This is a genomic window from Maritimimonas sp. 2304DJ26-3, assembly GCF_056591635.1.
Genome location: NZ_JBWQOK010000003.1, coordinates 618,221 through 642,205 on the forward strand (window position 1 = coordinate 618,221; position 23,985 = coordinate 642,205).

At 32.7% G+C, this 23,985-nt stretch carries 20 protein-coding genes and 1 riboswitch; all 20 genes read left to right on the plus strand.

Translation table 11 applies throughout. The features are described 5' to 3' along the window. The 20 genes from AC1EUV_RS11445 (at position 1) to AC1EUV_RS11540 (ending at position 23,984) form a co-directional block, all read left to right on the plus strand. Positions 1–1,464, plus strand: a complete 1,464-nt coding sequence (locus tag AC1EUV_RS11445) for a glutamate synthase subunit beta (protein ID WP_480198846.1) — start codon at positions 1–3, stop codon at positions 1,462–1,464. 9 nt (positions 1,465–1,473) lie between these two features. Next, positions 1,474–3,981: a phosphoenolpyruvate carboxylase gene (locus AC1EUV_RS11450; protein ID WP_480198847.1), complete on the plus strand. Its 2,508-nt coding sequence runs from the start codon at positions 1,474–1,476 to the stop codon at positions 3,979–3,981. Between the two features lie 190 nt (positions 3,982–4,171). After that, positions 4,172–4,285: riboswitch (SAM riboswitch) on the plus strand. A gap of 112 nt (positions 4,286–4,397) precedes the next feature. Next, positions 4,398–5,690: an O-acetylhomoserine aminocarboxypropyltransferase/cysteine synthase family protein gene (locus tag AC1EUV_RS11455; RefSeq protein WP_480198848.1), complete on the plus strand. Its 1,293-nt coding sequence runs from the start codon at positions 4,398–4,400 to the stop codon at positions 5,688–5,690. Positions 5,691–5,702: 12 nt separating this feature from the next. After that, positions 5,703–9,101, plus strand: coding sequence for a bifunctional aspartate kinase/homoserine dehydrogenase I (gene thrA / locus AC1EUV_RS11460; RefSeq protein WP_480198849.1), 3,399 nt, complete (start codon positions 5,703–5,705; stop codon positions 9,099–9,101). Positions 9,102–9,105: 4 nt separating this feature from the next. Continuing rightward, positions 9,106–10,275 (plus strand): trans-sulfuration enzyme family protein, encoded by a 1,170-nt coding sequence (locus AC1EUV_RS11465; protein ID WP_480198850.1) that lies wholly within the window; start codon positions 9,106–9,108, stop codon positions 10,273–10,275. A 15-nt stretch (positions 10,276–10,290) separates the two neighbouring features. After that, on the plus strand, positions 10,291–10,698 hold the full coding sequence (locus tag AC1EUV_RS11470; RefSeq protein ID WP_480198851.1) for an RrF2 family transcriptional regulator: 408 nt from the start codon (positions 10,291–10,293) through the stop codon (positions 10,696–10,698). Between the two features lie 126 nt (positions 10,699–10,824). Continuing rightward, positions 10,825–11,448: a phosphoadenosine phosphosulfate reductase domain-containing protein gene (locus AC1EUV_RS11475; protein ID WP_480198852.1), complete on the plus strand. Its 624-nt coding sequence runs from the start codon at positions 10,825–10,827 to the stop codon at positions 11,446–11,448. Positions 11,449–11,451: 3 nt separating this feature from the next. Continuing rightward, complete coding sequence (locus tag AC1EUV_RS11480) at positions 11,452–13,539, plus strand: HEPN domain-containing protein (protein WP_480198853.1); 2,088 nt, start codon at positions 11,452–11,454, stop codon at positions 13,537–13,539. Continuing rightward, entirely contained in the window at positions 13,540–14,313 is a 774-nt protein-coding gene (gene cobA / locus AC1EUV_RS11485) for a uroporphyrinogen-III C-methyltransferase (protein ID WP_480198854.1), read from the plus strand. It abuts the gene before it with no gap. After that, positions 14,307–14,885, plus strand: coding sequence for a precorrin-2 dehydrogenase/sirohydrochlorin ferrochelatase family protein (locus AC1EUV_RS11490; RefSeq protein WP_480198855.1), 579 nt, complete (start codon positions 14,307–14,309; stop codon positions 14,883–14,885). Before cobA ends, AC1EUV_RS11490 begins: the two co-directional genes overlap by 7 nt. 1 nt (position 14,886) lies before the next feature. Then, positions 14,887–15,936, plus strand: a complete 1,050-nt coding sequence (locus tag AC1EUV_RS11495; protein WP_480198856.1) for an NAD(P)/FAD-dependent oxidoreductase — start codon at positions 14,887–14,889, stop codon at positions 15,934–15,936. Next, on the plus strand, positions 15,936–16,256 hold the full coding sequence (locus AC1EUV_RS11500) for a 2Fe-2S iron-sulfur cluster-binding protein (RefSeq protein ID WP_480198857.1): 321 nt from the start codon (positions 15,936–15,938) through the stop codon (positions 16,254–16,256). The genes AC1EUV_RS11495 and AC1EUV_RS11500 overlap by 1 nt, the downstream gene beginning before the upstream one ends. A gap of 9 nt (positions 16,257–16,265) precedes the next feature. Continuing rightward, the gene (epsC, locus tag AC1EUV_RS11505) at positions 16,266–17,027 is read left to right on the plus strand and encodes a serine O-acetyltransferase EpsC (RefSeq protein WP_480198858.1); all 762 of its coding nucleotides are present in this window, start codon (positions 16,266–16,268) and stop codon (positions 17,025–17,027) included. Next, positions 16,990–17,907 (plus strand): cysteine synthase CysM, encoded by a 918-nt coding sequence (gene cysM / locus AC1EUV_RS11510; protein ID WP_480198859.1) that lies wholly within the window; start codon positions 16,990–16,992, stop codon positions 17,905–17,907. The genes epsC and cysM overlap by 38 nt, the downstream gene beginning before the upstream one ends. A gap of 434 nt (positions 17,908–18,341) precedes the next feature. After that, positions 18,342–18,959 carry a GNAT family N-acetyltransferase gene (locus AC1EUV_RS11515; protein WP_480198860.1) on the plus strand — a complete coding sequence of 206 codons (618 nt, stop codon included), beginning with the start codon at positions 18,342–18,344 and terminating at the stop codon, positions 18,957–18,959. Continuing rightward, positions 18,956–20,143: an argininosuccinate synthase gene (gene argG / locus AC1EUV_RS11520; protein WP_480198861.1), complete on the plus strand. Its 1,188-nt coding sequence runs from the start codon at positions 18,956–18,958 to the stop codon at positions 20,141–20,143. The genes AC1EUV_RS11515 and argG overlap by 4 nt, the downstream gene beginning before the upstream one ends. Beyond that, positions 20,140–21,117 (plus strand): N-acetyl-gamma-glutamyl-phosphate reductase, encoded by a 978-nt coding sequence (argC, locus tag AC1EUV_RS11525; RefSeq protein WP_480198862.1) that lies wholly within the window; start codon positions 20,140–20,142, stop codon positions 21,115–21,117. The genes argG and argC overlap by 4 nt, the downstream gene beginning before the upstream one ends. Before the next feature lie 10 nt (positions 21,118–21,127). Next, complete coding sequence (proC, locus tag AC1EUV_RS11530) at positions 21,128–21,928, plus strand: pyrroline-5-carboxylate reductase (protein WP_480198863.1); 801 nt, start codon at positions 21,128–21,130, stop codon at positions 21,926–21,928. Next, on the plus strand, positions 21,925–23,052 hold the full coding sequence (locus AC1EUV_RS11535; protein WP_480198864.1) for an aspartate aminotransferase family protein: 1,128 nt from the start codon (positions 21,925–21,927) through the stop codon (positions 23,050–23,052). The genes proC and AC1EUV_RS11535 overlap by 4 nt, the downstream gene beginning before the upstream one ends. Continuing rightward, positions 23,049–23,984 carry a Rossmann-fold NAD(P)-binding domain-containing protein gene (locus AC1EUV_RS11540; RefSeq protein WP_480198865.1) on the plus strand — a complete coding sequence of 312 codons (936 nt, stop codon included), beginning with the start codon at positions 23,049–23,051 and terminating at the stop codon, positions 23,982–23,984. The genes AC1EUV_RS11535 and AC1EUV_RS11540 overlap by 4 nt, the downstream gene beginning before the upstream one ends. Position 23,985: the final 1 nt, after the last annotated feature.

The following is a 23,985-nucleotide window of genomic DNA, read 5'->3' on the forward strand; positions in this document are numbered from 1 at the left end:
ATGGGAGAGTTAGGAGGTTTTAAAAGATATAAAAGAGAAGGCGAAAAGAACAAAGTAGTAAAAGCTCGAGTTCAACACTATAAGGAATTTACTGTTCCATTAAAAGAGGATGAGATCAAAAAACAAGGGTCTCGCTGTATGGATTGTGGCATTCCATTCTGCCATAGTGGTTGTCCTTTGGGTAATTTAATCCCAGATTTTAACGATGCTGTTCATAAAGGTGAATGGCAATTAGCTTCAGAGATTTTACATTCTACAAATAATTTTCCTGAGTTTACTGGTCGTTTATGCCCTGCACCCTGTGAAAAAGCATGTGTTTTGGGTATTATTAATGATCCTGTTTCTATTGAAAATATTGAGAAGAATATTGTAGAACGCGCTTTCGCTGAAGGGTGGATTCACCCACAACCACCAAAGAAACGGTCTAGCAAGAGAGTTGCAGTAATAGGATCAGGCCCAGCAGGAATGGCTGCTGCTCAACAATTAAATAGAGCAGGGCATGCGGTTACTGTTTTTGAAAGAGATGATGCCATTGGAGGCTTACTTCGTTATGGAATTCCGAACTTTAAATTAGAAAAAGAAATTATAGATAGAAGAGTAAAAATTCTTGAAAAAGAAGGAATTACATTTAAAACCAATGTGAATGTTGGGGTGAATTATGATGTAGAAAATCTGGATAATTTTGATTCAATAGTACTTTGTGGGGGAGCAACTGTGCGAAGAAGCCTTCCTGTTAAAGGTATTGAAAGTAAAGGCGTTGTACAGGCAATGGATTTTTTAACTAGACAGACCAAAGCATTATATGATGAAGAGCTAGAAGGAGAAGTTATTAGCGCAAAAGATAAACATGTTATAGTAATTGGAGGAGGAGATACTGGCTCAGACTGCGTTGGAACTTCTAATCGACATGGAGCCAAATCTGTAACTAATTTTGAAATTATGCCTAAACCACCGATTGGTAGAAGTGAGAGAACTCCTTGGCCTTTCTGGCCTTTGCAATTAAAAACGAGCTCTTCGCATGAAGAGGGTTGCGATCGTAATTGGCTAATTAATACAAAAGAGTTTGTTACAAATAAAAAAGGTGAGTTAACCGCTTTGAAAACGGTCGAAGTTGAGTGGAAAATTGAAACAGGAAAGCGGCCAGAATTAATAGAAAAGCCAAATACTGAGAAAACATGGCCTTGCGATCTAGCCTTATTAGCATTAGGTTTTATTGGCCCCGAAGCAACATTGGCTGATAAGTTGGGTATAGAAAAAGATGAACGCTCTAATTATAAAGCTGAATATGGTAAATATCAAACCAATGTTCCTCATATTTTTACTGCTGGAGATATGCGTAGAGGACAGTCTTTAATAGTTTGGGCAATTGCTGAAGGCAGAGAAGCGGCAAAAGCAGTTGATGAATATTTAATGAATACTTCTTATTTGCCTATTAAAGGTCAAGGAGATTTAATAGGGGCTTAATTTATATTAATGGATACCAATAAAAAATACGAGATATATAACAGCATGTTTTTAAATCTGTCTTATCAAGATTCTAAAAACATAGGTCATTTACTACCATTACTGAGTGAGTTTGCGAAAAAACGCCTCGAAAAAAGGATTGCTCCAATAAAGATATTAGATGAATTTATTAAGAATCATCCTGACACCATTGGTGGAGATAAATTGGCTTTTATGTTTGGTGTTGTTCAATACGTAGAAAGGCAAATTGTACTTTTTGATAGTATAGAAGATTCTTCAAAACCAAAAGAATTAGAAGATGGTGGATTTTTACGTGTTTTAGATATTTTTTCTCAAACCAATATTCAGTCTAATAAACAAGAACTTCTCGATAAGTTAAACGATTTTAAAGTTCGTATAGTTTTAACCGCACACCCTACTCAATTTTATACACCAGCAGTTTTAAATATTATTGGAAGGCTAAGGGAACAGATAGTTAAAAATGATATAGAAAAAATAGATGTATTATTGCATCAGTTGGGTCTAACTTCTTTAATAAATTCTCAAAGTCCAACACCTATAGATGAAGCACATAATATTCTTCATATATGTCGCTATTATTATTATAATGCACTTGGTGATTTATACTATTATTTAAACTCAACTATTGATGGATTTGATAATTCTGAATTGGTAACCTTAGGTTTTTGGCCATGCGGAGATAGAGACGGTAATCCGTTTGTAACATATCAAAGTACAAAGGATGTGTCTAATGCTTTACGAATGACCTTAATGAAATGTTATTATCATGACATAAAACGATTATCATCAATAATGACATTTAAAGGTGTAGATAAACTATTATTTAATTTAAAAGAGAAACTCTACAAAGCAATGTTTGACCCTGAATATCTGATTACTTATTCAGAAATTTTAAGAGCATTAAATAAAGTAAAAAAATATATTATTGAAGACTATCAAGGTTTGCATTTAGATGAGCTAAAAAAAGTTCAATTTAAGGTTAACATATTTAAAAATCATTTTGCTTCCTTAGACATTCGTCAAAATCATGATGTACATGAGCAAGTTGTAACTTGTATTCTGAAAAATGCTGGATTCATAAAAAAATCATTAAGCGAGTTGACTAAGAATGATCTTATAGAAATACTTACAAAAAAGAAGGTTAAAGTTAAAGTTAATCCAAAAGCACCTGCTATTATAAAAGATACTATAAAAAACATTGAGCAGCTAAAAGAATTACAAGATAGAAATGGTCAGTTAGGCTGCCATAGATATATTATTAGTAATTCAGAAGATATTTATTCAGTACTTTTTGTTTTTGGGTTAATGCGATGGATTCATAAAGATGATATGCTAGATTTTGATATTGTCCCTCTTTTTGAAACTATGAATGGAATGCGTAATTCAGAAGATATAATGACGCAATTATTCGAAAATGAGCAATATAAAGCTCATTTAAAGAAAAGAAAGAATAGACAAACCATTATGCTTGGTTTCTCAGATGGCACCAAAGATGGTGGCTACTTAAAGGCGAATTGGTCTATCTACAAATCTAAAGAAACATTAACGGCTGTATGTAATAAGTATAAAATTGAAGCAGCTTTTTTTGATGGTAGAGGAGGGCCTCCAGCAAGAGGGGGTGGTAAAACACATCGTTTTTATGCTTCTCAAGGAAGCTCTATTGCTAACAATGAATTACAATTAACAATACAAGGGCAAACAATAACTAGTACATATGGAACAAAAGATAAGTTTCGCTTTAATGCTGAGCAGCTTATCACTTCTGGCCTTTATAATTTTTTACATGGAAAAGACTCATTAATTTCTTCTGATAACAGGATTCTTATTGAAAGATTAAGCGAATTAAGTTTTAATAAGTATGGCGAGTTAAAGAATCATAAAAAGTTTTTGCCATATATAGAGAAAATGACAACGCTTAGGTATTATACAAATGCCAGAATAGGAAGTAGACCTAGTAAGCGAAATACAGATGAAAGGTTGAAACTCTCTGATCTTCGAGCTATATCCTACGTAGGTTCTTGGAGCCAGTTAAAACAAAATATTCCAGGCTATTTTGGTATTGGTACTGCAATTGCTAAAATCAAATCAGAAGGAAATATAGATGATGTTAAGAAACTTTATAAAAATGTTCCCTTCTTTAAAACATTAATTGATAATAGCATGATGTCTTTAACAAAGTGCTATTTTGAGTTAACATCATACATTAAAGAGATTAAAGAATTTGGAGACTTTTGGCAATATCTATATGATGAATATGAGTTGTCTAAAAAAATGATTTTAGAGATTACTGATTCTGAATCTTTAATGGAACACGAAAAGAAATCTAAGAGGTCTATTGAAACACGAGAAGAAATTGTATTACCACTTTTAATTGTACAGAATTACGCTATTCAGAAGTTATTATCAGAAAAAGATCCAAATCTTATTAAAGCTTACAAAAAATTAATTGTAAGATCTCTTTATGGAAATATTAATGCAAGTAGAAATTCTGCTTAACTAATTTTATAGATTTTTTCACAATGAAAATATTTATATATCAGTATAGTTAGTAATTTTTAGGATTTATTGAATTAAGAGTATTATTTAATGACTTATTGATAAAAATTAAAATAAATAGTTTAAAAATTTGGATATTAATTTTTAATAATTGAATATTTGTACTCACAAAGTTCAATTACTTACTGAAATGTTATCAAGAAAGGTGGAGGGATTAGACCCTTTGAAGCCTTAGCAACCCTTTGTTCTATACAAAGAAGGTGCTAAATTCTACTTTAAGCTTAGGCTTACAGATAGATAACCAAACGAAATTACTCTTAGTAATTTCTTAAATTTTCTTATAACATTTTTCTATTAAGTACGCCTAATGGTGGATTTGACTTTTGATTATTTATTAATTTTTAAAAGTAAGAAAAATGAGTACACAAAAATTCGCAACCAACGCGTTGCACGCAGGACACGATGTAAAACAAACATCCGGCACAAGAGCGGTGCCAATCTATCAAACAACCTCGTATGTTTTTAATGATGCTGAGCATGCGGCTAATCTTTTTTCATTAAAAGAATTAGGTTTTATTTACACAAGACTTAACAACCCTACTAATCAAATTCTACAAGACCGCTTAGCTGCTTTAGAAGGTGGTATTGGAGCTGTAGTTTTTGCCTCTGGGACTGCTGCTATTTCAACAGGTTTACTAACGTTATTGAGGGCTGGTGATCATATTGTTGCTTCTAGTAGTTTGTATGGAGGAACATACAATTTATTAAATGTTACGTTGCCTAGATTAGGTATTACAACAACATTTGTTGATGCTTCAAATCCTGAAAATTTTACTGAAGCAGTACAAGAGAATACAAGAGCTTTTTTCGTTGAATCTTTAGGGAACCCGAAATTAGATGTATTAGACCTAGAGGAAATTTCAAAGCATGCAAAAACAGCCAGAGTTCCTTTTATAGTAGATAATACGGTTGCAACTCCTGCACTTTTGAATCCTATAGAACACGGAGCTAATATTGTTATCCATTCACTAACCAAATATATCGGAGGTCAAGGTAATTCTTTAGGAGGTGTAATCATAGATGCTGGAACTTTTGATTGGTCGAGCGGAAAGTTTCCTGAATTTACAGAACCTTCAGCAGGATACCATGGATTAGTATATCATGAGGCTTTAGGGGCGGCATCGTATACATTCAAGTTAATTTTAGAAGGATTACGTGATTTTGGTGGCGCATTGAGTCCAACAAATGCCTTCAATATTATTCAAGGATTGGAAACATTAGAAGTTAGAATCAAAAAGCACAGTGAAAATGCGCTAGAATTGGCAAAATGGTTAGAACAACAGGATGAAGTGACTTGGGTCAATTATCCAGGATTAGAAAGCAGTCAATATAAATCATTATCAGATAAATATTTACCAAAGGGCCAAAGTGGGATTGTTACATTTGGGGCCAAAGGAGGTTATGAAGCGGCAAAAAAGATTGCTAATGAAACCCAGTTATTCTCATTGCTAGCAAATATTGGTGATACAAAATCATTAATAATCCACCCAGCTAGTACAACACACCAACAATTATCAGAAGAACAACAAAACGATGCGGGAGTTTCGCAAGATTTGATTCGATTGTCAGTAGGGTTAGAAAATATTGAGGACTTAAAGGCTGATTTAAAGGCTATTTTTTCTAATATTTCTAAAGAAGTAGTTGCCTAAACTAGCGCAAAATTGAAAAGTAATTTATTTCATATTAATATTGATTATACTACAGAGAGTAATGCTCAATTTGAGAATATTCGATTAAGCTATCAGCTTTTTGGAAAAGAATTGGGTACTGCTCCAGTGGTATTAATTAACCATGCCTTAACAGGAAATAGCAATGTAGCTGGAGAAAATGGTTGGTGGAAAGAACTTGTTGGTGAAAATAAGGTTATAGATACAAAACAGTATACAGTGCTATCTTTTAATATTCCAGGTAATGGATATGATGGTTATGTAATTGATAATTATAAAAAATTTGTTGCCAGAGATATAGCCGGAATATTTTTACAGGGTTTACATAAGTTAAAAATTAATGAATTATTTGCAATCATTGGAGGCTCATTAGGAGGAGGAATTGCTTGGGAAATGGTGGTATTAAAGCCGAAAATAGCAAAACATTTAATTCCAATTGCCACCGACTGGAAATCTACTGATTGGCTTATTGCTAATTGTCAAATTCAAGAGCAGTTTTTAGTAAATTCAAGTAACCCTGTTCATGATGCGCGTATGCACGCCATGTTATGTTATCGAACTCCAGAATCATTTAAAGAACGTTTTCAGCGATCTAGAAATGAGGAGTTGGAAATTTTTAATGTTGAAAGTTGGTTATTGCATCATGGTGAAAAACTACAGGAACGTTTTCAGCTTTCGGCGTATAAATTAATGAACCAGTTATTAAAAACCATTGATGTTACAAGAGGTTTAGAAGAAGGCGCATCCATCTTAGATACTATCCAAGCAAACATTCATATAGTTGGTGTTGATTCAGATTTGTTTTTTACGGCAGAAGAAAATAGAGAAACGCAAAAACAATTGGCACTATCGAACGATAATGTTACCTACAATGAGATTACTTCTGTACATGGGCATGATGCTTTTTTAATAGAGTATCAGCAATTAGAAAAAATTATTGCACCCATATTTAATAAAAATTCAAAGAATAAAAGAATGAAGATTTTAAAATTTGGAGGAAAATCATTGTCTAATGATGGAATTCATAATGTGATCTCTATTATAGAAAATAAGATAAATGATGGAGAGCATATAGCAGTAGTTGTGTCCGCTAGAGGAAGTGCAACGGATGTTTTAGAAAATATTTTAAACAAAGCTGCTAAAAATCAAACGTATATAGAGCAGCTGGACGCGTTTAAAAGAGAGCAAACTTTGTTGACGCCACTGTTAGATTTTTCGTCAGAATTTTCTCGTTTAGAGAACCTGTTTGAAGGCGTAAGTTTATTAAAAGATTTTAGTACCAAAATTAAAGATGAAGTATTAGCACAAGGAGAATTATTAGCTATAAAAACTATTTCTGAATTACTGCGTCAAAAAGGAATCGACGCAAAAGCAACTGATGCTAGATCATTGTTAAAAACAGATGAGAATTTTGGTAATGCGCAGCCAATTATAGAAATTTCAAAAGAAAATGTAAAAAAACATTTTAAGCAATTTAATGGAACAACTGTTAATATTGTTTCAGGTTTTATTGCGTCGAATTTAAAAAATGAAACTACAACATTAGGTAGAAATGGAAGTAACTATACAGCTTCTTTACTTGCTAACTATTTAGATGCAGAAGAATTACAGAATTACACACATGTAGATGGGATATACACCGCGAACCCCGATTTGGTGGCCGATGCAAAAAAAATCAAAGAATTATCATTTTCTGAGGCAAATGAATTAGCCAATTTCGGAGCGACTATTTTGCATGCGAAAACGATCATTCCTTTACTAGAAAAGAATATCAATCTAAGGATACTTAACACATTTAATCCAAATGATGAAGGTACTTTAATTACATCCAAACCAAAGAATGATGGAATCAAATCTATTTCTGTTCAAGAAAATGTTGTTTTGATAAATTTTGAAGGAAGAGGTTTATTAGGTAAAGTAGGAGTTGATGCAAGAATTTTTAAAGCGCTAAGTACACAAAACATTAATGTAAGTATTATTTCACAGGGTTCATCGGAAAGAGGAATAGGACTTGTGGTTGATGAAGAAGTAGCAACAAAAGCAGTTGTTGCTTTAGAAAAAGAGTTTGAAAATGATTTTTACACAAAAGATGTGAATAAAATATCAATAATAGATAATGTAGCAGTAATATCAATTATTGGGTTAGACCTGAGTAAATTTCATTTGTCTTATAATGCTCTGATAAAAAATCAAATAGTTCCATTATTATTTAACAATACAATTACAGGTAAAAACGTAAGCCTTGTAGTCAATAAAAATGAATTACATAAAGCGTTAAATGTGATTCACGGTCAAGTTTTTGGTATCGCAAAGAAAGTGAACATTGCTGTTTTTGGTAAAGGATTAGTGGGAGGTACGTTAATAAATCAGATTATTGAAAGTGCGGAATCTATTTTAGATAGAAGAAAAATTCATCTAAATATTTTCGCCATTGCAAATTCTAAAAAAGTAGTGTTAACTAAAGAAGGAGCAACCTCAAACTGGGAATCTGACCTCGATAAAAATGGGATAGTGAGCAATAGCGTAGAAGAAGTTATTACGTTTGCGAAACATCACCATTTGGAAAATTTAATTGCTATTGATAATACGGCAAGCTCAGATTTTGTTGAAAATTACATTCCTTTGATTGAAGCTGGTTTTGATTTAGTTTCGTCAAATAAAATAGCAAATACACTTTCGCATACATTTTATAAAGAATTGCGTGAAAAACTGAGGTTTTACAAAAGGACTTATCTCTACGAAACAAATGTAGGTGCAGGTTTACCTTTGATAGATACGATACGCCTATTACATGAGTCAGGTGAAAACATTACAAAAATTAGAGGTGTTTTTTCTGGAACTTTGAGTTATATTTTTAATCGCTTTTCTGCAGACGATATTCCATTTTCGCAAGCTTTACAAGAAGCTATCGGTAAAGGGTATACTGAGCCAGACCCTAGAGAAGATTTAAACGGTAATGATGTTGCTAGGAAGTTATTGATCTTAGCAAGAGAATTGGATTTAGAAAATGAATTTGAAGATATTAATATTGAAAACTTAATTCTCCCTGAATTAAGAGATATTTCTTCGAAATCTTTTCTGGACGATTTGGAGAAAATGAATGATTTTTTCAGGTACAAGAAAGAATCTCAAGATAAGAATCATGTATTAAGATATGTTGGTGATTTGTCAGGAGATTTGTTTCAATCAAAAGGGAATTTAGATGTGAAATTGGTATCTGTACCTAAAGACGCTCCTTTAGGATCTTTAAAAGGTTCAGATGCAATTTTTGAAATATTTACAGAGTCTTATGGAGAGCAACCTATTGTTATTCAAGGTGCAGGAGCAGGTTCTAAAGTAACCGCTAGAGGTGTGTTTGGAGATATATTACGATTAGCAAAAAATTACAATTAAAATTATGAGTAAACAGTTTGAAACAGATGCTATTAGAACGCAAACAGAGCGTTCGCAGTTTTCTGAACATTCCACACCTTTATATCTGACATCAAGTTTTGTATTTGATGATGCCGAAGATATGAGAGCATCTTTCGCCGAAGAAAAAGAGCGTAATTTATATAGCAGATTTTCGAACCCTAATACTACGGAGTTTGTAAATAAAGTTGTTACCATGGAAAGCGCTGAAGCTGGTTATGCCTTTGCTACTGGCATGGCTGCTGTATTTTCAACTTTTGGAGCGCTATTGAACGCTGGTGATCATATAGTTTCTTGTAGATCTGTTTTTGGTTCTACACATAGTTTATTCACTAGGTTTTTACCGAAATGGAATATTGAAACAAGTTATTTTAGAGTAAATGAAACTGATAAAATAGAAAGTTTAATAAAACCGAATACTAAAATTTTATATATAGAGACGCCTACCAATCCAGCGGTTGACATTGTAGATTTAGAATTGCTCGGAGAAATTGCCAAAAAGCACAAGCTATTGTTTGTTGTAGACAATTGTTTTGCAACGCCATATCTTCAGAATCCTATTAAATTTGGAGCTGATTTGGTAATTCACTCGGCTACGAAGCTAATGGATGGACAAGGAAGAGTTTTAGGTGGAATTACTGTTGGTAAAAAGGAATTGATCCATGAAATTTATCTTTTTTCAAGAAATACAGGCCCAGCAATGTCTCCGTTTAACGCATGGGTATTGTCTAAAAGCTTAGAAACTTTAAGTATTAGAGTTGAAAGACATTGCGACAATGCATTGAAAGTAGCACAATCTTTAGAAGAGCATTCAAATGTAAATTTAGTGAAGTATCCATTTTTAAAATCGCACCCTCAATTTCAGATTGCTTTAAACCAAATGAAGTTAGGAGGAAATATTGTGGCTTTTGAAATAAAGGGCGGGGTTGAAGCTGGGCAGAAATTTTTAAACGCCATAGAATTATGTTCTTTATCTGCAAATTTGGGAGATACTAGAACAATAGTTACCCATCCAGCATCAACCACACATAGTAAGTTAAGTATAGAGGATAGACTAGAAGTCGGTATTACCGATGGTTTGGTTAGAGTATCGGTTGGTTTGGAATATGTAGATGATATTATTAATGATTTAAAAAATGCGTTGAACAAAATATAATGTTATTTTTGTTTAATGCTTTCGAAGAAAACGAAATATGGTTTAAAGGCATTGGCTTTTATTGCACGTCGAGAACAAGGTGTTCCTGTGCCAATGGGCGAAATTGCTGAAAGTGAAAACATCTCTCATAAATTTTTGGAAAGTATTTTGTTAACACTGCGTAAATCAGGGTTTTTAGGATCAAAAAAAGGTAAGGGAGGCGGAGTTTATCTTATCAAAAAACCTAAAGATATTCGTATGGTTGATGTAATTCGGATATTAGAGGGGCCTATAGCTTTAGTACCATGTGTAAGTCTTAATTTCTACGAGAAGTGTGATGATTGTCTAGATGAAGAATCATGTTCTATAAATAGACTTATGATAGAGGTAAGAGATAGTAACTTAGCTATTTTTAGAAACAGAACACTTCTAGACTTGATGTAATATCATATTCGCAAAAATTTTAAGTAAATTTTATTATTTCTTTATGTGTTTTTTAAGAATAAGAATATACATTTGTATAATAATCCTATTAATCCTATAGGTTTATAAATTTTAAAATTAAACTATATGTTAGAAAACATTGATATTGATTTTTGGAATAAAAAATTAAGAGATAAAACTCCAAATGAAATTATTGATTGGGCTTTGCAACTATCAGATAAAAAGATAGTTACAACTAGTTTCGGTAAGTATTCAGCAGTATTGCTTAGCACTTTTTATAGAAAAGATAAAGATATAAACATCATATGGTGTGATACCGGATATAATATTCCAGAAACATATGATCATGCCTTCTATTTGATGAATAGGTATGAATTAAATGTGCATACATATGTACCATTGCAAACTAAAGCTTATACCGAATATACTATCGGATTACCCACAATTGAGGATGAAAATCATACAAAATTTACAGAAGTTGTCAAGCTAGAACCATTTAGAAGAGCTTTAAAGGAACACCAACCAGAAGTATGGTTTACAAATATTAGAATTAGAAAAACTGAACTTAGAAGTTCAAAAGATATCTTGAGTTTTAGTAAGGAGGGTATTTTAAAAGTAAGTCCTTTTTATTACTGGACAGATGATGATTTAGATGTTTACCTGGATGAAAATAATTTACCAAAGAACAGTACATATTTTGATCCAGTAAAAGCGCTGGAAACTAGAGAGTGTGGCATTCATTTACAATAGATTATGCAAAGTTTTAGAACAGAAATAGAAAATCCAATAATTGAAAAAGACATTATAGAATTAGCAAATAAAATTGAGCTATTTCATAACGGGAAAATTGACGAAGAGAAATTTCGTAGCCTTCGTTTAGCCCGTGGTGTGTATGGTCAACGTCAGCATGGAGTACAAATGATTCGTATTAAATTACCATATGGTAAAGTATTAAGTAAGCAATTACGTAGGATTGCCGATGTTTCAGACAAGTATTCTCGTGGGCGCTTGCACATTACCACGCGTCAAGATATTCAAATTCACTATGTAGATTTAAATAGAACTCCAGAATTATGGGCAGAATTAGAGCGTGATGATGTTACGCTTCGGGAAGCATGCGGGAATACGGTTCGTAACGTAACTGCTAGTGAAACGGCAGGTATTGATACTAACGAACCTTTTGATGTGTCGCCATATGCAGATGCATTATTTAAATTTTTCCTACGAAATCCTATTTGTCAAGAAATGGGCAGAAAATTTAAAGTTTCTTTTTCATCATCGGATGAAGATACGGGTTTATCGTATATGCATGATTTAGGGTTCATTGCCAAAATAGAGGATGGTATACGAGGATTTAAAGTAATGCTTGGCGGTGGATTGGGCTCACAGCCTAGGCATGCAGATACTCTATATGATTTTTTACCATCAGATAAAATAATTCCAGTAATGGAAGGTGTTTTACGTGTTTTTGATCGCCATGGAGAGCGCAAGAGTAGAGCAAAAGCAAGGATGAAATTCTTAATCAAAGATATTGGTTTGGATGCTTTTAAAGCCTTAGTAGAAGCAGAACAAAATGCAATTAAATTTAAAACTATTGCAATAGATGCAAATGCTTATCAGGCTTCAGTTCCCGTACATGTAGAAACTCCTAAAATAGAAATTAAAGATCATAAAGCTTTTGAATTGTGGAAAGCAACAAATCTAATTCAGCAGAAACAAGAAGGTTTTGTAGCCATCGGTATTAAAGTTTTATTAGGAGATTTTTATACAGACAAAGCAAGATTACTCGCAGATTTGGTAGAAAATTATGCAGCGGGAGAAATTAGATTGTCGCTGCGTCAAAATATTGTGATTCCATTTGTAAAGAAAGAGTTAGTTCCATTTTTCTTTCTAGAATTAGGAAAATTGGGTTTTGCAAATCCGGGGTATAATAAAGCCGTAGATATTACCGCTTGCCCGGGTACAGACACTTGTAATTTAGGAATAGCAAGTAGTACGGGTATTGCAGAAGAGTTAGAACGTATTATTAAAACTGAATATCCCCAATATTTAGAGAATAATGATCTTGTTATTAAGATTAGTGGATGCATGAATGCTTGTGGTCAGCATAATATGGCAAATATTGGTTTTCAAGGAATGTCAATTCGCACAAAAGATAAACTGGTAGTACCAGCATTACAAGTATTACTAGGTGGAGGTAATTTAGGGAATGGTAAAGGTTATTTTGCAGATAAAGTTGTAAAAGTGCCAAGCAGAAGAGGGCCTGAAGCATTGCGTAGAATTTTGGATGATTTCGAAACCAATGCTGGAGAATTAAATTTCTTGAACTATTATATTGAGAAAGGAGAAAAGTATTTCTATGAAATGCTAACAGATCTTTCGAATATTGAAAATCTTACTCAAGAAGATTTTATCGATTGGGGTTCTGAAGAAAAGTATGTCAAAGCTATTGGTATTGGTGAATGTGCAGGTGTTGTCATAGATTTAATAGCGACTTTATTCTTAGAAAGTGAAGAGAAAATAGAAAAAGCGAAAGAGGCTTTTGATGATAACGTTTATTCAAACGCTATTTATCATGCGTACAGTTCTTTAGTAAATTCTGCTAAGGCAATGTTGCTATCAGAAAATAAGAAGACCAATAATCAAGCAAGTATTATTAAGCAATTTAACGAATTATTTGTTGATAGCAACAGGATAGAATTAGGGGCGTCTTTTTCTGATATTATTTATCAGATTAAGCAATATGCTCCAAGTAAGGACTTTGCTATAAATTATATACAAAGTGCAGAGCAATTTTTGCAGACTGTTAAAGAGTTTAGAGAAGTTGAACTAATAAAATAAATGAAGATGAAAATACCAAAGCTTACGGTTGTAGGAGCAGGACCAGGAGATCCGGATCTAATTACATTAAAAGCTATTAAGGCATTAAATTCAGCAAATGTTGTACTATACGATGCGCTAATAAATAATGATTTATTATCCTATGCTCCAAAAAATGCGGAGTTGATTTTTGTAGGGAAGCGTAAAGGGTGTTATAGATATCAACAAGAACAAATAAATGAATTGATAGTAAGTAGAGCAAAAAGTGATGGGCATGTGGTGAGGTTAAAAGGAGGAGATCCTTTTATTTTTGGTAGAGGAGCCGAAGAAATAGAATATGTGTCTAAATTTCAAATAAAAACAGAAGTAGTTCCAGGTATATCATCCGCACTTGCAGTGCCTGCTTATCAGAATATTCCACTAACAAAACGCAATAGTGCTGAAAGTTTTTGGGTGATTACCGGTACTACTAAAGATCATAAGCTTTCTAAAGATATTCAGTTAGCTGCTCAATCTAGTGCAACGGTCGTTATTTTAATGGGAATGGGTAAACTACCCGAAATCATTAAGCTTTTTCAAAAAGAAAATAAGCATGATTTAGCTGTGGCTATTATTCAAAATGGTACAACACCTCAAGAACAAATAGGTATTGGCACAGTAGATACAATTATGGGTGTAGTTGTTGAAAAACAACTAAGTAATCCTGCAATTATTGTATTGGGTAATGTTGTAAATCATCGTACTAGTTTATTGCAAATTCAACAAGAAATTCAATTAAAAACAGCATTATGTTAGAAGGTAAAAATGAATTGTATCCTATTTTTTTAAAAGTAAATCAGCTTAATGTATTAATTGTCGGTGGTGGTAAAGTCGCTCATGAAAAATTATCCTTTCTTTTAAAGTCTAGCCCTAATGCTCGTGTGGCATTGTTAGCGCTAGATTTTTCTAAAGAAGTGATTGAATTGGCACGTAAACACAATATCATCTATATGATAAGACCCTATTCAAGTAATATTTTACATAAACAACATATTGTTATAGCCGCTACAAATGATAGAGAAGTCAATAAGCAAATTTATCATGATGCAAAGACAAAGCAATTACTGGTAAACGTTGCCGACACGCCGGATTTATGTGACTTTTATCTTGGCGGAATTGTGACAAAGGGAAATATTAAAATTGCAATTTCAACGAATGGTAAATCACCTACAATGGCAAAACGTTTGCGTCAATTTTTTGAGCAAATAATTCCTGATGAAATAGATGATTTGGCTTTTAATCTTAACAAGTTTAGAAAGACAATAAAAGGTGATTTTAATAGAAAAGTAAATACATTAAATAAGTTAACAGAAAGTTTAGTTAGGTAAAATGATAAAAACAGATATATTAATAATTGGAGCGGGTCCTACGGGGTTATTTACCGTTTTTGAAGCGGGTTTACTAAAACTAAAATGTCATTTGATAGATGCGTTACCACAGCCAGGCGGTCAATGTTCAGAAATCTATCCAAAAAAACCTATCTACGATATTCCCGGATTTCCAGAAGTACTAGCAGGTGATCTCACTAAAAATTTACTAGAGCAAGGCAAACAATTCGAACCAGGTTTTACGTTAGGAGAACGTGCAGAAACTATCGAAAAGCTAGAAGATGGTTCTTTTATTGTAACGACTAATAGAGGAACAAAACATCATGCTCCTATAGTTGCTATTGCAGGTGGTTTAGGGTCCTTTGAACCAAGAAAACCGCAATTAGATAATCTGGCAAACTTGGAGGATAAAGGGGTAGATTATATTATAAGAGATCCAGAAAAATATCGAGATAAAAAAGTAGTGATAGCTGGAGGAGGTGACTCGGCGTTAGATTGGAGTATTTTCTTAGCAGATGTTGCCTCTGAAGTAACATTAATCCATAGGCGAGGTGAATTTAGAGGTGCATTAGACTCGGTTGATAGAGTTCAAGAATTGAAACTTTTAGGTAAAATAAACCTAATCACTCCAGCTGAGGTTACAAAATTGAATGGAGAAACTAAACTAAAAGCTATTTCAGTAATTAGAGAAGGGGAAGAAGAAATTATAGATGCAGATTATTTTATTCCGCTATTTGGTTTGTCACCAAAATTAGGTCCCTTAAGTAATTGGGGGTTGGAAATTGAAAAGAATGCCATTAAAGTAGATACGTTTGACTATCAAACCAACATTCCTGGTATTTATGCTATTGGTGATGTAAATACCTATCCAGGTAAATTAAAATTGATTCTCTGTGGTTTTCATGAAGCTACGTTAATGTGCCAATCTGCTTATAAAATAATTAATCCGGGTAAGAAATATGTATTAAAATACACAACGGTTAGCGGTATTAACGGTTTTGATGGAACTCGCAAAGAAGCTCCAAAAGCAGTAATAAAAGCAATTGTATAGTGAGAGATGTTAATATAATCATAAAAGATAGAAACGGTGTAATTCATGAGGTGTTAGCACCGACAGATATGGCAATGAATTTAATGGAAGTATGTAAATCTTATGAACTTCCAGTTGAAGGAACTTGTGGCGGAATAGCTATGTGTGCATCTTGTCAATGTTATGTGTTATCTGATCATGATTTACCTGAGAAAGAAGATGAAGAAGAAGCAATGTTATCCGAGGCGTTTTATGTAAAAGAGAATAGTAGATTGGGGTGTCAAATACCGATTACACAAGAATTACATTATCTAGAAATCGAATTAGCACCAGAATCTTAAATTGAGTATATGGGAGTTCAATTAAAAGAACAAATAGAAATTAAAAATTATAATATCTGCTTAAAAGACACTGTTGAGGTTTTTACTAAAAAACTTTTTTATAGTTTATTTGATGAGGCTTATTATTATAATAATATTGATGAGGTTAGAGATTTATTTCTGAAAATATCTCAAAAGTTATCAATTGAAAATAGCGAGTTTATTTGGGAGACTTATAAAGATAAATTTAAAGCTATTAGAGAAAAGCTAGATTTAGATGCTTTGGCTTTTGAAAAATTCGACCCTGCTTGTAAGAGCCTAGAAGAGGTCTATTTAGCTTATCCAGGATTTCATGCAATTGCGGTCTATCGTTTAAGTCACGAGCTTTATAAAATAAATATCCCAATAATCCCGAGAATGATGAGTGAATATGCACATGGTTTAACAGGTACCGATATTCATCCTGGTGCTTCAATTGGAGACTCATTTTTTATAGATCATGCCACAGGAATAGTAATTGGTGAAACAGCAATTATCCACAATGATGTAAAGATATATCAAGGAGTGACCTTAGGCGGCTTACAGGTTAAAAAAAGCTTGGCTAAAACTAAGAGACATCCTACTATTGAAAATAATGTAACTATTTATGCTAATGCAACTATTTTAGGAGGTAATGTTACTATTGGTGCTAATAGCGTTGTGGGTGCAAATGTATGTGTAACGAATTCTGTTCAAGAAAATTCAATTCTAACTTATGAAAAAGAGTTCAATATTAGAACCAGAAATAGATAGTAAAAACGTTACCAGTTTAATAGGAAACACACCTTTAGTAGAAGCTAAAAATATTATCTCAAAAGAAGGAGTTAGATTATTTTTAAAGCTTGAAGGAAATAATCCTGGTGGTAGTGTAAAAGATCGCCCCGCTTTTAATATGATTAATGAAGCCTTAAAACGAGGTGATATTAAACGTGGTGATTTTTTGGTTGAAGCAACTAGTGGTAATACTGGCATAGCTTTGGCAATGACAGCTAAAGTTTTGGGTCTAAATATTACACTAGTTATGCCTAAAAACTCTACCGAAGAACGTATTAAAACCATGAAAGCTTATGGAGCTGAGGTTTTATTAACTTCTGCTGATAAAGGAATTGAATACTCAAGAGATGTTGCTTTCGATATTCATAAAAATAAGGGATACTTCTTATTAAATCAATTCGAAAATAATGATAACTGGAAAGCTCATTATAAAACTACCGGACCAGAAATTTGGAGAGACACTCAAGGTCAGATTACGCATTTCGTTTCAGCAATGGGTACCACAGGTACCATTACTGGAGTTTCAAGATTTTTAAAAGACAAAGACACTAACATTTCTATAATTGGTGCACAGCCCACAGATGGCTCTAGAATTCCAGGAATCCGCAAATGGTCTCCAGCTTATGTTCCTAAGATTTTCAAAGAATCGAAAGTAGATAATATAATTGAAGTTAGTGAAATAGAAGCAAAATTAATGACACAGAGATTAGCAAAAAAAGAAGGTGTTTTTGCTGGTATGAGTAGTGGTGGAGCAGTTGCTTCTGCCTTAGAAGTTGCAAAAAGAATTGATTACGGAACTATTGTCACTATTATTTGTGACCGAGGTGATCGCTACTTGTCTTCTGACCTTTATGAGTAATATATTATTTCCATGCACATTAAAGAATATCATAAAAATGATAGTAGATTTTTACGATATTCATATAAATGACTAGCAAACAAAATATTATAATATTTTTTTATTGATAACACATATTTTTTTCTACATTTGCCTCAATGAATAAAATAAATAAACATAATCAACACCCCAAAACTCACTCTCCCAAGGTGCGCTGTCGCTGTATGCGCTAATTTAGAGTTTATCGATTATTAATTTTATTTATTACTTTTTTCTTGAAACATTATACCGACATATTATTTAATAAAGCAGAAGTTAGATTCTCTAATAAGTCTGTTTTACGTCGTCGTTTCCCGCGTCGCCCGTAAGGGTATGTTTCTATTTATGAACCTAGGTGAGTCCGGTTCTTTATTTCAAATATCAAAAAAACATTTTAAAATTTTAAATCAACAACAATGAAAATTGTTATTGCTAATAAATCACATACAGTTTATGCAAATATAATTTGCGATACTATAGCAGATGCTGCTCAAGTTAGAGGTACAGGAATAGCAAAGCGAAAGCCGGAGTATATCATTTCCAAAATGGAAAAAGGTAATGCAGTTATAGCTTTAGATGGAGATGCCTTTGCTGGATTTTGCTATATAGAAACATGGAGTCATGGAAAGTTTGTAGCCAATTCAGGATTAATTGTACATCCAGATTATAGAGGACAAGGTTTAGCAAAAAGAATTAAAAAAGTAGTCTTTGAGCATTCAAGAGCTAAATTTCCAGATGCAAAAGTATTTAGTATAACGACTGGTTTAGCAGTTATGAAGCTAAATAGTGATTTAGGTTACAAGCCAGTTACTTTTTCTGAACTTACAGATGATCAATCATTTTGGAATGGCTGTCAGACTTGTAAAAATTATGATGTTTTACAACGTACACAACAGAGTATGTGTTTATGTACAGGAATGCTTTACGACCCTAATGCAATTGAGAAGGATAAAGATGAAAAGGTAAAATCAAATGTTTTTCAAAGACTAAAAAGAATAAAACAAGCAAGATTTTTAAAAAAGAATAAAAAATGAAGAAACTAGTATTAGCCTATAGCGGCGGATTAGATACATCATATTGTGCGGTACATCTCTCAAAAGACGAAGGTTTTGAAGTACATGCAGTAAGTATTAATACAGGAGGTTTTACCTGTCAAGAGATTGATGAAATTAAAACCAAAGCCTTAAAAATGGGCGCTAAATCTTATGTTAATATAGATGCTGTTTCCGATTATTACGAGAAAGTTATTAAATATTTAGTGTTTGGTAATGTGCTAAAAAACAACACCTATCCACTTTCTGTTAGTGCCGAAAGAATTATTCAAGCAATTAAAATTGTTGAATATGCTAAAAGCATCGATGCTAGTTATATTGCACATGGTAGTACAGGAGCTGGAAATGATCAGGTTAGATTCGACATGATCTTTCAAACTTTAGCTCCAGAAATAGAAATTATAACTCCAATTAGAGATAACAAATTATCAAGACAAGAAGAGATTGATTATTTAGAAAAAAATGGAGTTGATATGTCTTGGCAAAAAGCAAAATATTCAATTAATAAAGGATTATGGGGAACTAGTGTTGGAGGTGATGAAACATTAACCTCTAAAGATCCATTACCAGAAAAAGCTTTCCCATCTCAATTAAAAAATGAAACAGAAGAAAAAGTTACACTAACATTTAGCAAAGGGGAGTTAGTAGCATTAAATGGTAAACAAAACAAACCAGAAGTAAATATTGAATTACTAAACGAATTGGCTTCAGCTTATGCCATAGGTAGAGATATTCATGTTGGTGATACCATAGTTGGCATTAAAGGAAGAGTAGGCTTTGAGGCAGCAGCAGCACTTGTCATTATTAAGGCACATCATTTATTAGAAAAGCATACACTTACCAAATGGCAGTTACAACATAAGGAATATTTGACAAGTTTTTACGGTATGCATTTGCACGAAGGACAATATTTAGAACCTGTAATGAGAGATATAGAAGCTTTTCTTGAAAATAGTCAAGAAAAAGTATCAGGAGATGTAGTTGTTAGTTTAAAACCTTATCACTTTACTCTTGATGGAATTGTTTCTGAACATGACTTGATGAATCCAAAATTTGGAAGTTATGGAGAAATGAATAAAGGTTGGAGTGCAGATGAAGCAAAAGGATTTATCAAAATTCTTGGTAATCAAAATAAGATATATCAACAAGTAAACGCAGTATCATGATACAAGTTGGAATTATAGGAGGAGCAGGATATACTGCTGGGGAATTAATCAGATTATTGCTTAATCATTCAAACGCTGAAATTAATTTTGTATTCAGTACAAGTAACGCTGGAAACAAAATTAGTGATGTACACCAAGATTTGGTTGGGGCAATTGATAAAACCTTTATGGATGCTGTAAATCCAAATGTAGATGTGTTGTTTTTGTGTTTAGGACATGGAAATTCAGTTAAATTTTTAGAGTCTAATACTTTTTCAGATACTACTAAAATTATTGATTTAGGAAATGATTTTAGATTAGAAGCTAATAAGAATTTTCAAGGAAAAGATTTCGTGTATGGTTTACCTGAACTACAAAAGGAAGTAATTAAAGAGGCAAATTATATTGCTAATCCAGGATGTTTTGCAACAGCTATTCAACTTGCATTGTTGCCGTTGGCAAATGCAAATCTGATTAAAAATGATGTACATGTTAATGCCGTCACAGGTGCTACTGGCGCAGGAACTTCATTGAGCAAAGCAACACATTTTACTTGGAGAGATAATAACTTTTCGTATTACAAACCATTTGTGCATCAACATTTAGGAGAGATAAATCAATCTGTAAAACAATTACAAAGTGATTTTTCGACTGAGATTAATTTTATGCCAAATAGAGGTAATTTTTCAAGAGGAATTTTTGCAACGCTTTATACTAAATGTAATGGCTCTTTAGAAGAAGCAAAATCAATATATAAAGAGTATTACAAAGATGATACCTTCACATTTGTGTCAGATAACGAATTGCATTTAAAACAGGTTGTAAACACTAACAAATGCTTAATTCATTTACATATGCATAACGATAAATTATTAATAACAAGTTGCATAGATAATCTTTTAAAAGGAGCTTCAGGACAAGCTATTCAAAATATGAATTTAATGTTCGGATTTGAAGAAACAGATGGACTACAATTAAAAGCTAACTTTTTTTAAAAATAACGATATGAAAATCGCAATAATAGGAACCGGAAATTTAGGAAAATCAATTGCTAAAGGACTAATAACAACAGATGCCATAACAAGCCTTTATCTTACCAAAAGGAATTTAAATGAGATTAAAGAATTTGAAGGCTATAAAAATGTGTTTCTAACTCAAAATAATGAGGACGCAGTAAAGAATTCAGATATATTAATTTTTGCTGTTCAACCTAGACATTTTGAAGATATTTTAAAACAGATTAAGCCATTTCTTACAGAAAATCATGTATTAATTTCTACAATTACTGGGTATTCTATTTCAAAAATGGAGGGAGTTGTTGGTTCAGATAAATTTGTAATTAGAGCAATGCCAAATACTGCTATAGCTGTGAGCAAATCAATGACTTGCATTTGTAGTAACGAAGAAGGTAAAAAGCGAATTAAAATTGCTGAAGCGATTTTTAATAGACTAGGTACTTCTATTAGCATACCAGAAACACAGATGCAAGCTGCCACTGTGGTTTGCGCTAGTGGTATTGCCTTTTGGATGCGGCTAATAAGAGCTACAACGCAAGCAGCTATTCAGTTAGGTTTTGATGCCAAAGAGGCCCAAGAATTAGCAATGTATACAAGTGAAGGAGCAGCTAATTTATTAATTACTACTGGGAATCATCCAGAAGAAGAAATAGATAAAGTAACTACACCTAAAGGATGTACTATAGAAGGTCTAAATGAAATGGAACACAAAGGATTGAGTTCTTCATTAATTCAAGGGATGGTAGCATCTTTCAATAAAATCAATACAATTAAAACAAAGCAGTTATGAGTCATTTGTTTGATGTATATCCTTTGTTTGATGTTACACCTGTAAGAGCTAAAGATGTTTTTGTTTATGATAATAAAGGAAGTGAATATCTCGATCTCTATGGAGGTCATGCAGTGATATCAATCGGTCATTCACATCCAGAATATGTGGAAAATATTAGTAGTCAAGTTTCAAAACTTGGTTTTTATAGTAACTCCATTCAGAATCCTTTACAACAAGAATTATCTACTAAACTGAAAGAGATTTCTGGGTGTGAGAACTATAGTTTATTTTTATGTAATTCTGGCGCTGAAGCAAACGAGAATGCATTAAAGCTTGCATCTTTTCAAACGGGAAAAAGCAAAGTAATTGCATTTAAAAATGGATTTCATGGCCGTACTTCTGCGGCAGTTGCCGCAACGGATAACTCTAAAATAATTGCTCCAATCAATGCACAACAAGAAGTAGAGTTAATTGATTTTGAAGATCTAACTAAAGTTGAACAAACTTTAAAAGAAGGTGATGTTTGTGCTGTTATAATAGAAGTTATTCAAGGTATTGGAGGTTTAGAAGAAGCCTCTACAGAGTTTTACAAAGGGCTTGAAAGATTGACCAAAGAGTATGGAGCACTTTTGATTGCAGACGAAATTCAATGTGGATTTGGTAGAACGGGAGATTTCTTTGCTTTTCAAAAGCATGGTATAAAACCAGATATTGTTTCTATGGCAAAGGGAATGGGTAATGGATTCCCAATTGGAGGAATATTGATTCATTCAGATATAAAAGCATCTCATGGTTTGTTAGGAACAACTTTTGGCGGTAATCATTTAGCATGTACAGCTTCAATAGCAGTATTAGATGTTTTAAAGGAAGAAGATTTATTAGAAAACGCTAAAAATATGTCTGAATATTTCAAAGTAAAGGCTGTTGAACTACCTCAAATTAAAACTATAAAAGGTAGAGGTTTAATATTAGGTTTAGAATTTAATTTTCCTGTTTCTGAGCTTAGAAAGGCTTTAATCTTTGAGCATAAAATATTTACTGGAAGCGCAAAAAATCCTAATCTTTTGAGAATTCTTCCTCCATTAACACTTCAAAAAAAACATATAGACACATTTTTTGAAGCGCTAAAAGAAGAGTTATGAATAAATACACAGACATAAACGATATAGAAAATTTTTCCAAGACTATTATTGAGGCTTTAAAGATCAAAAAAAATCCTTTTCAATTTTCAGATTTAGGTAAGAATAAAACGTTAGTAATGCTTTTCTTCAATTCAAGTTTAAGAACAAGATTAAGTACCGAAAAGGCAGCTAAAAATTTAGGGATGCAAGTTATGGTGCTAAATATTAGCAATACTTGGAATTTAGAGTTTGAAGATGGAAAAAGAATGAACCTAAATACAGCTGAACATATAAAAGAAGCAGCCCAAGTAATATCGCAATACGCAGATGTTATTGCTGTAAGAGCTTTTTCAAGTTTAAAAGATAAAGCAAAAGATGAATCAGAGCATGTTCTCCAAAGTTTTGTAAAATATGCAACGGTTCCAATAGTAAATATGGAAAGTTCAACAGCTCACCCACTACAGGCGTTAACAGATGCTATAACTGTTGAAGAATTAAAGATTACAAAAAAACCAAAGGTAGTTTTGTCGTGGGCTCCTCATCCAAAGGCATTGCCTCATGCTGTTGCAAATTCATTTATTAAAATAATGCAAGAGCAAGATGTAGAATTAATGATAACTCATCCAAAAGGATATGAGTTAAATTCTAAAATTGTGAAAGAAACACCTGTAAGTTATAATCAGGATGAAGCTTTAGAAGGTGCCGATTTTGTTTATGCTAAAAATTGGAGTAGTTATTCAGATTATGGAGAAGTACTGAATCAAGATTCAGGCTGGATGATTACAAAGGAAAAACTTGGCAGTGCAAAGTTTATGCATTGTCTTCCGGTAAGAAGAAATGTAATTGTAGAAGATGCTGTTTTAGATGGAGATAATTCTGTTGTTATAGAACAAGCTAATAATAGAACGTATGCTGCTCAAATAGTACTTAAAAAGATTTTAGAGGATTTGTAGA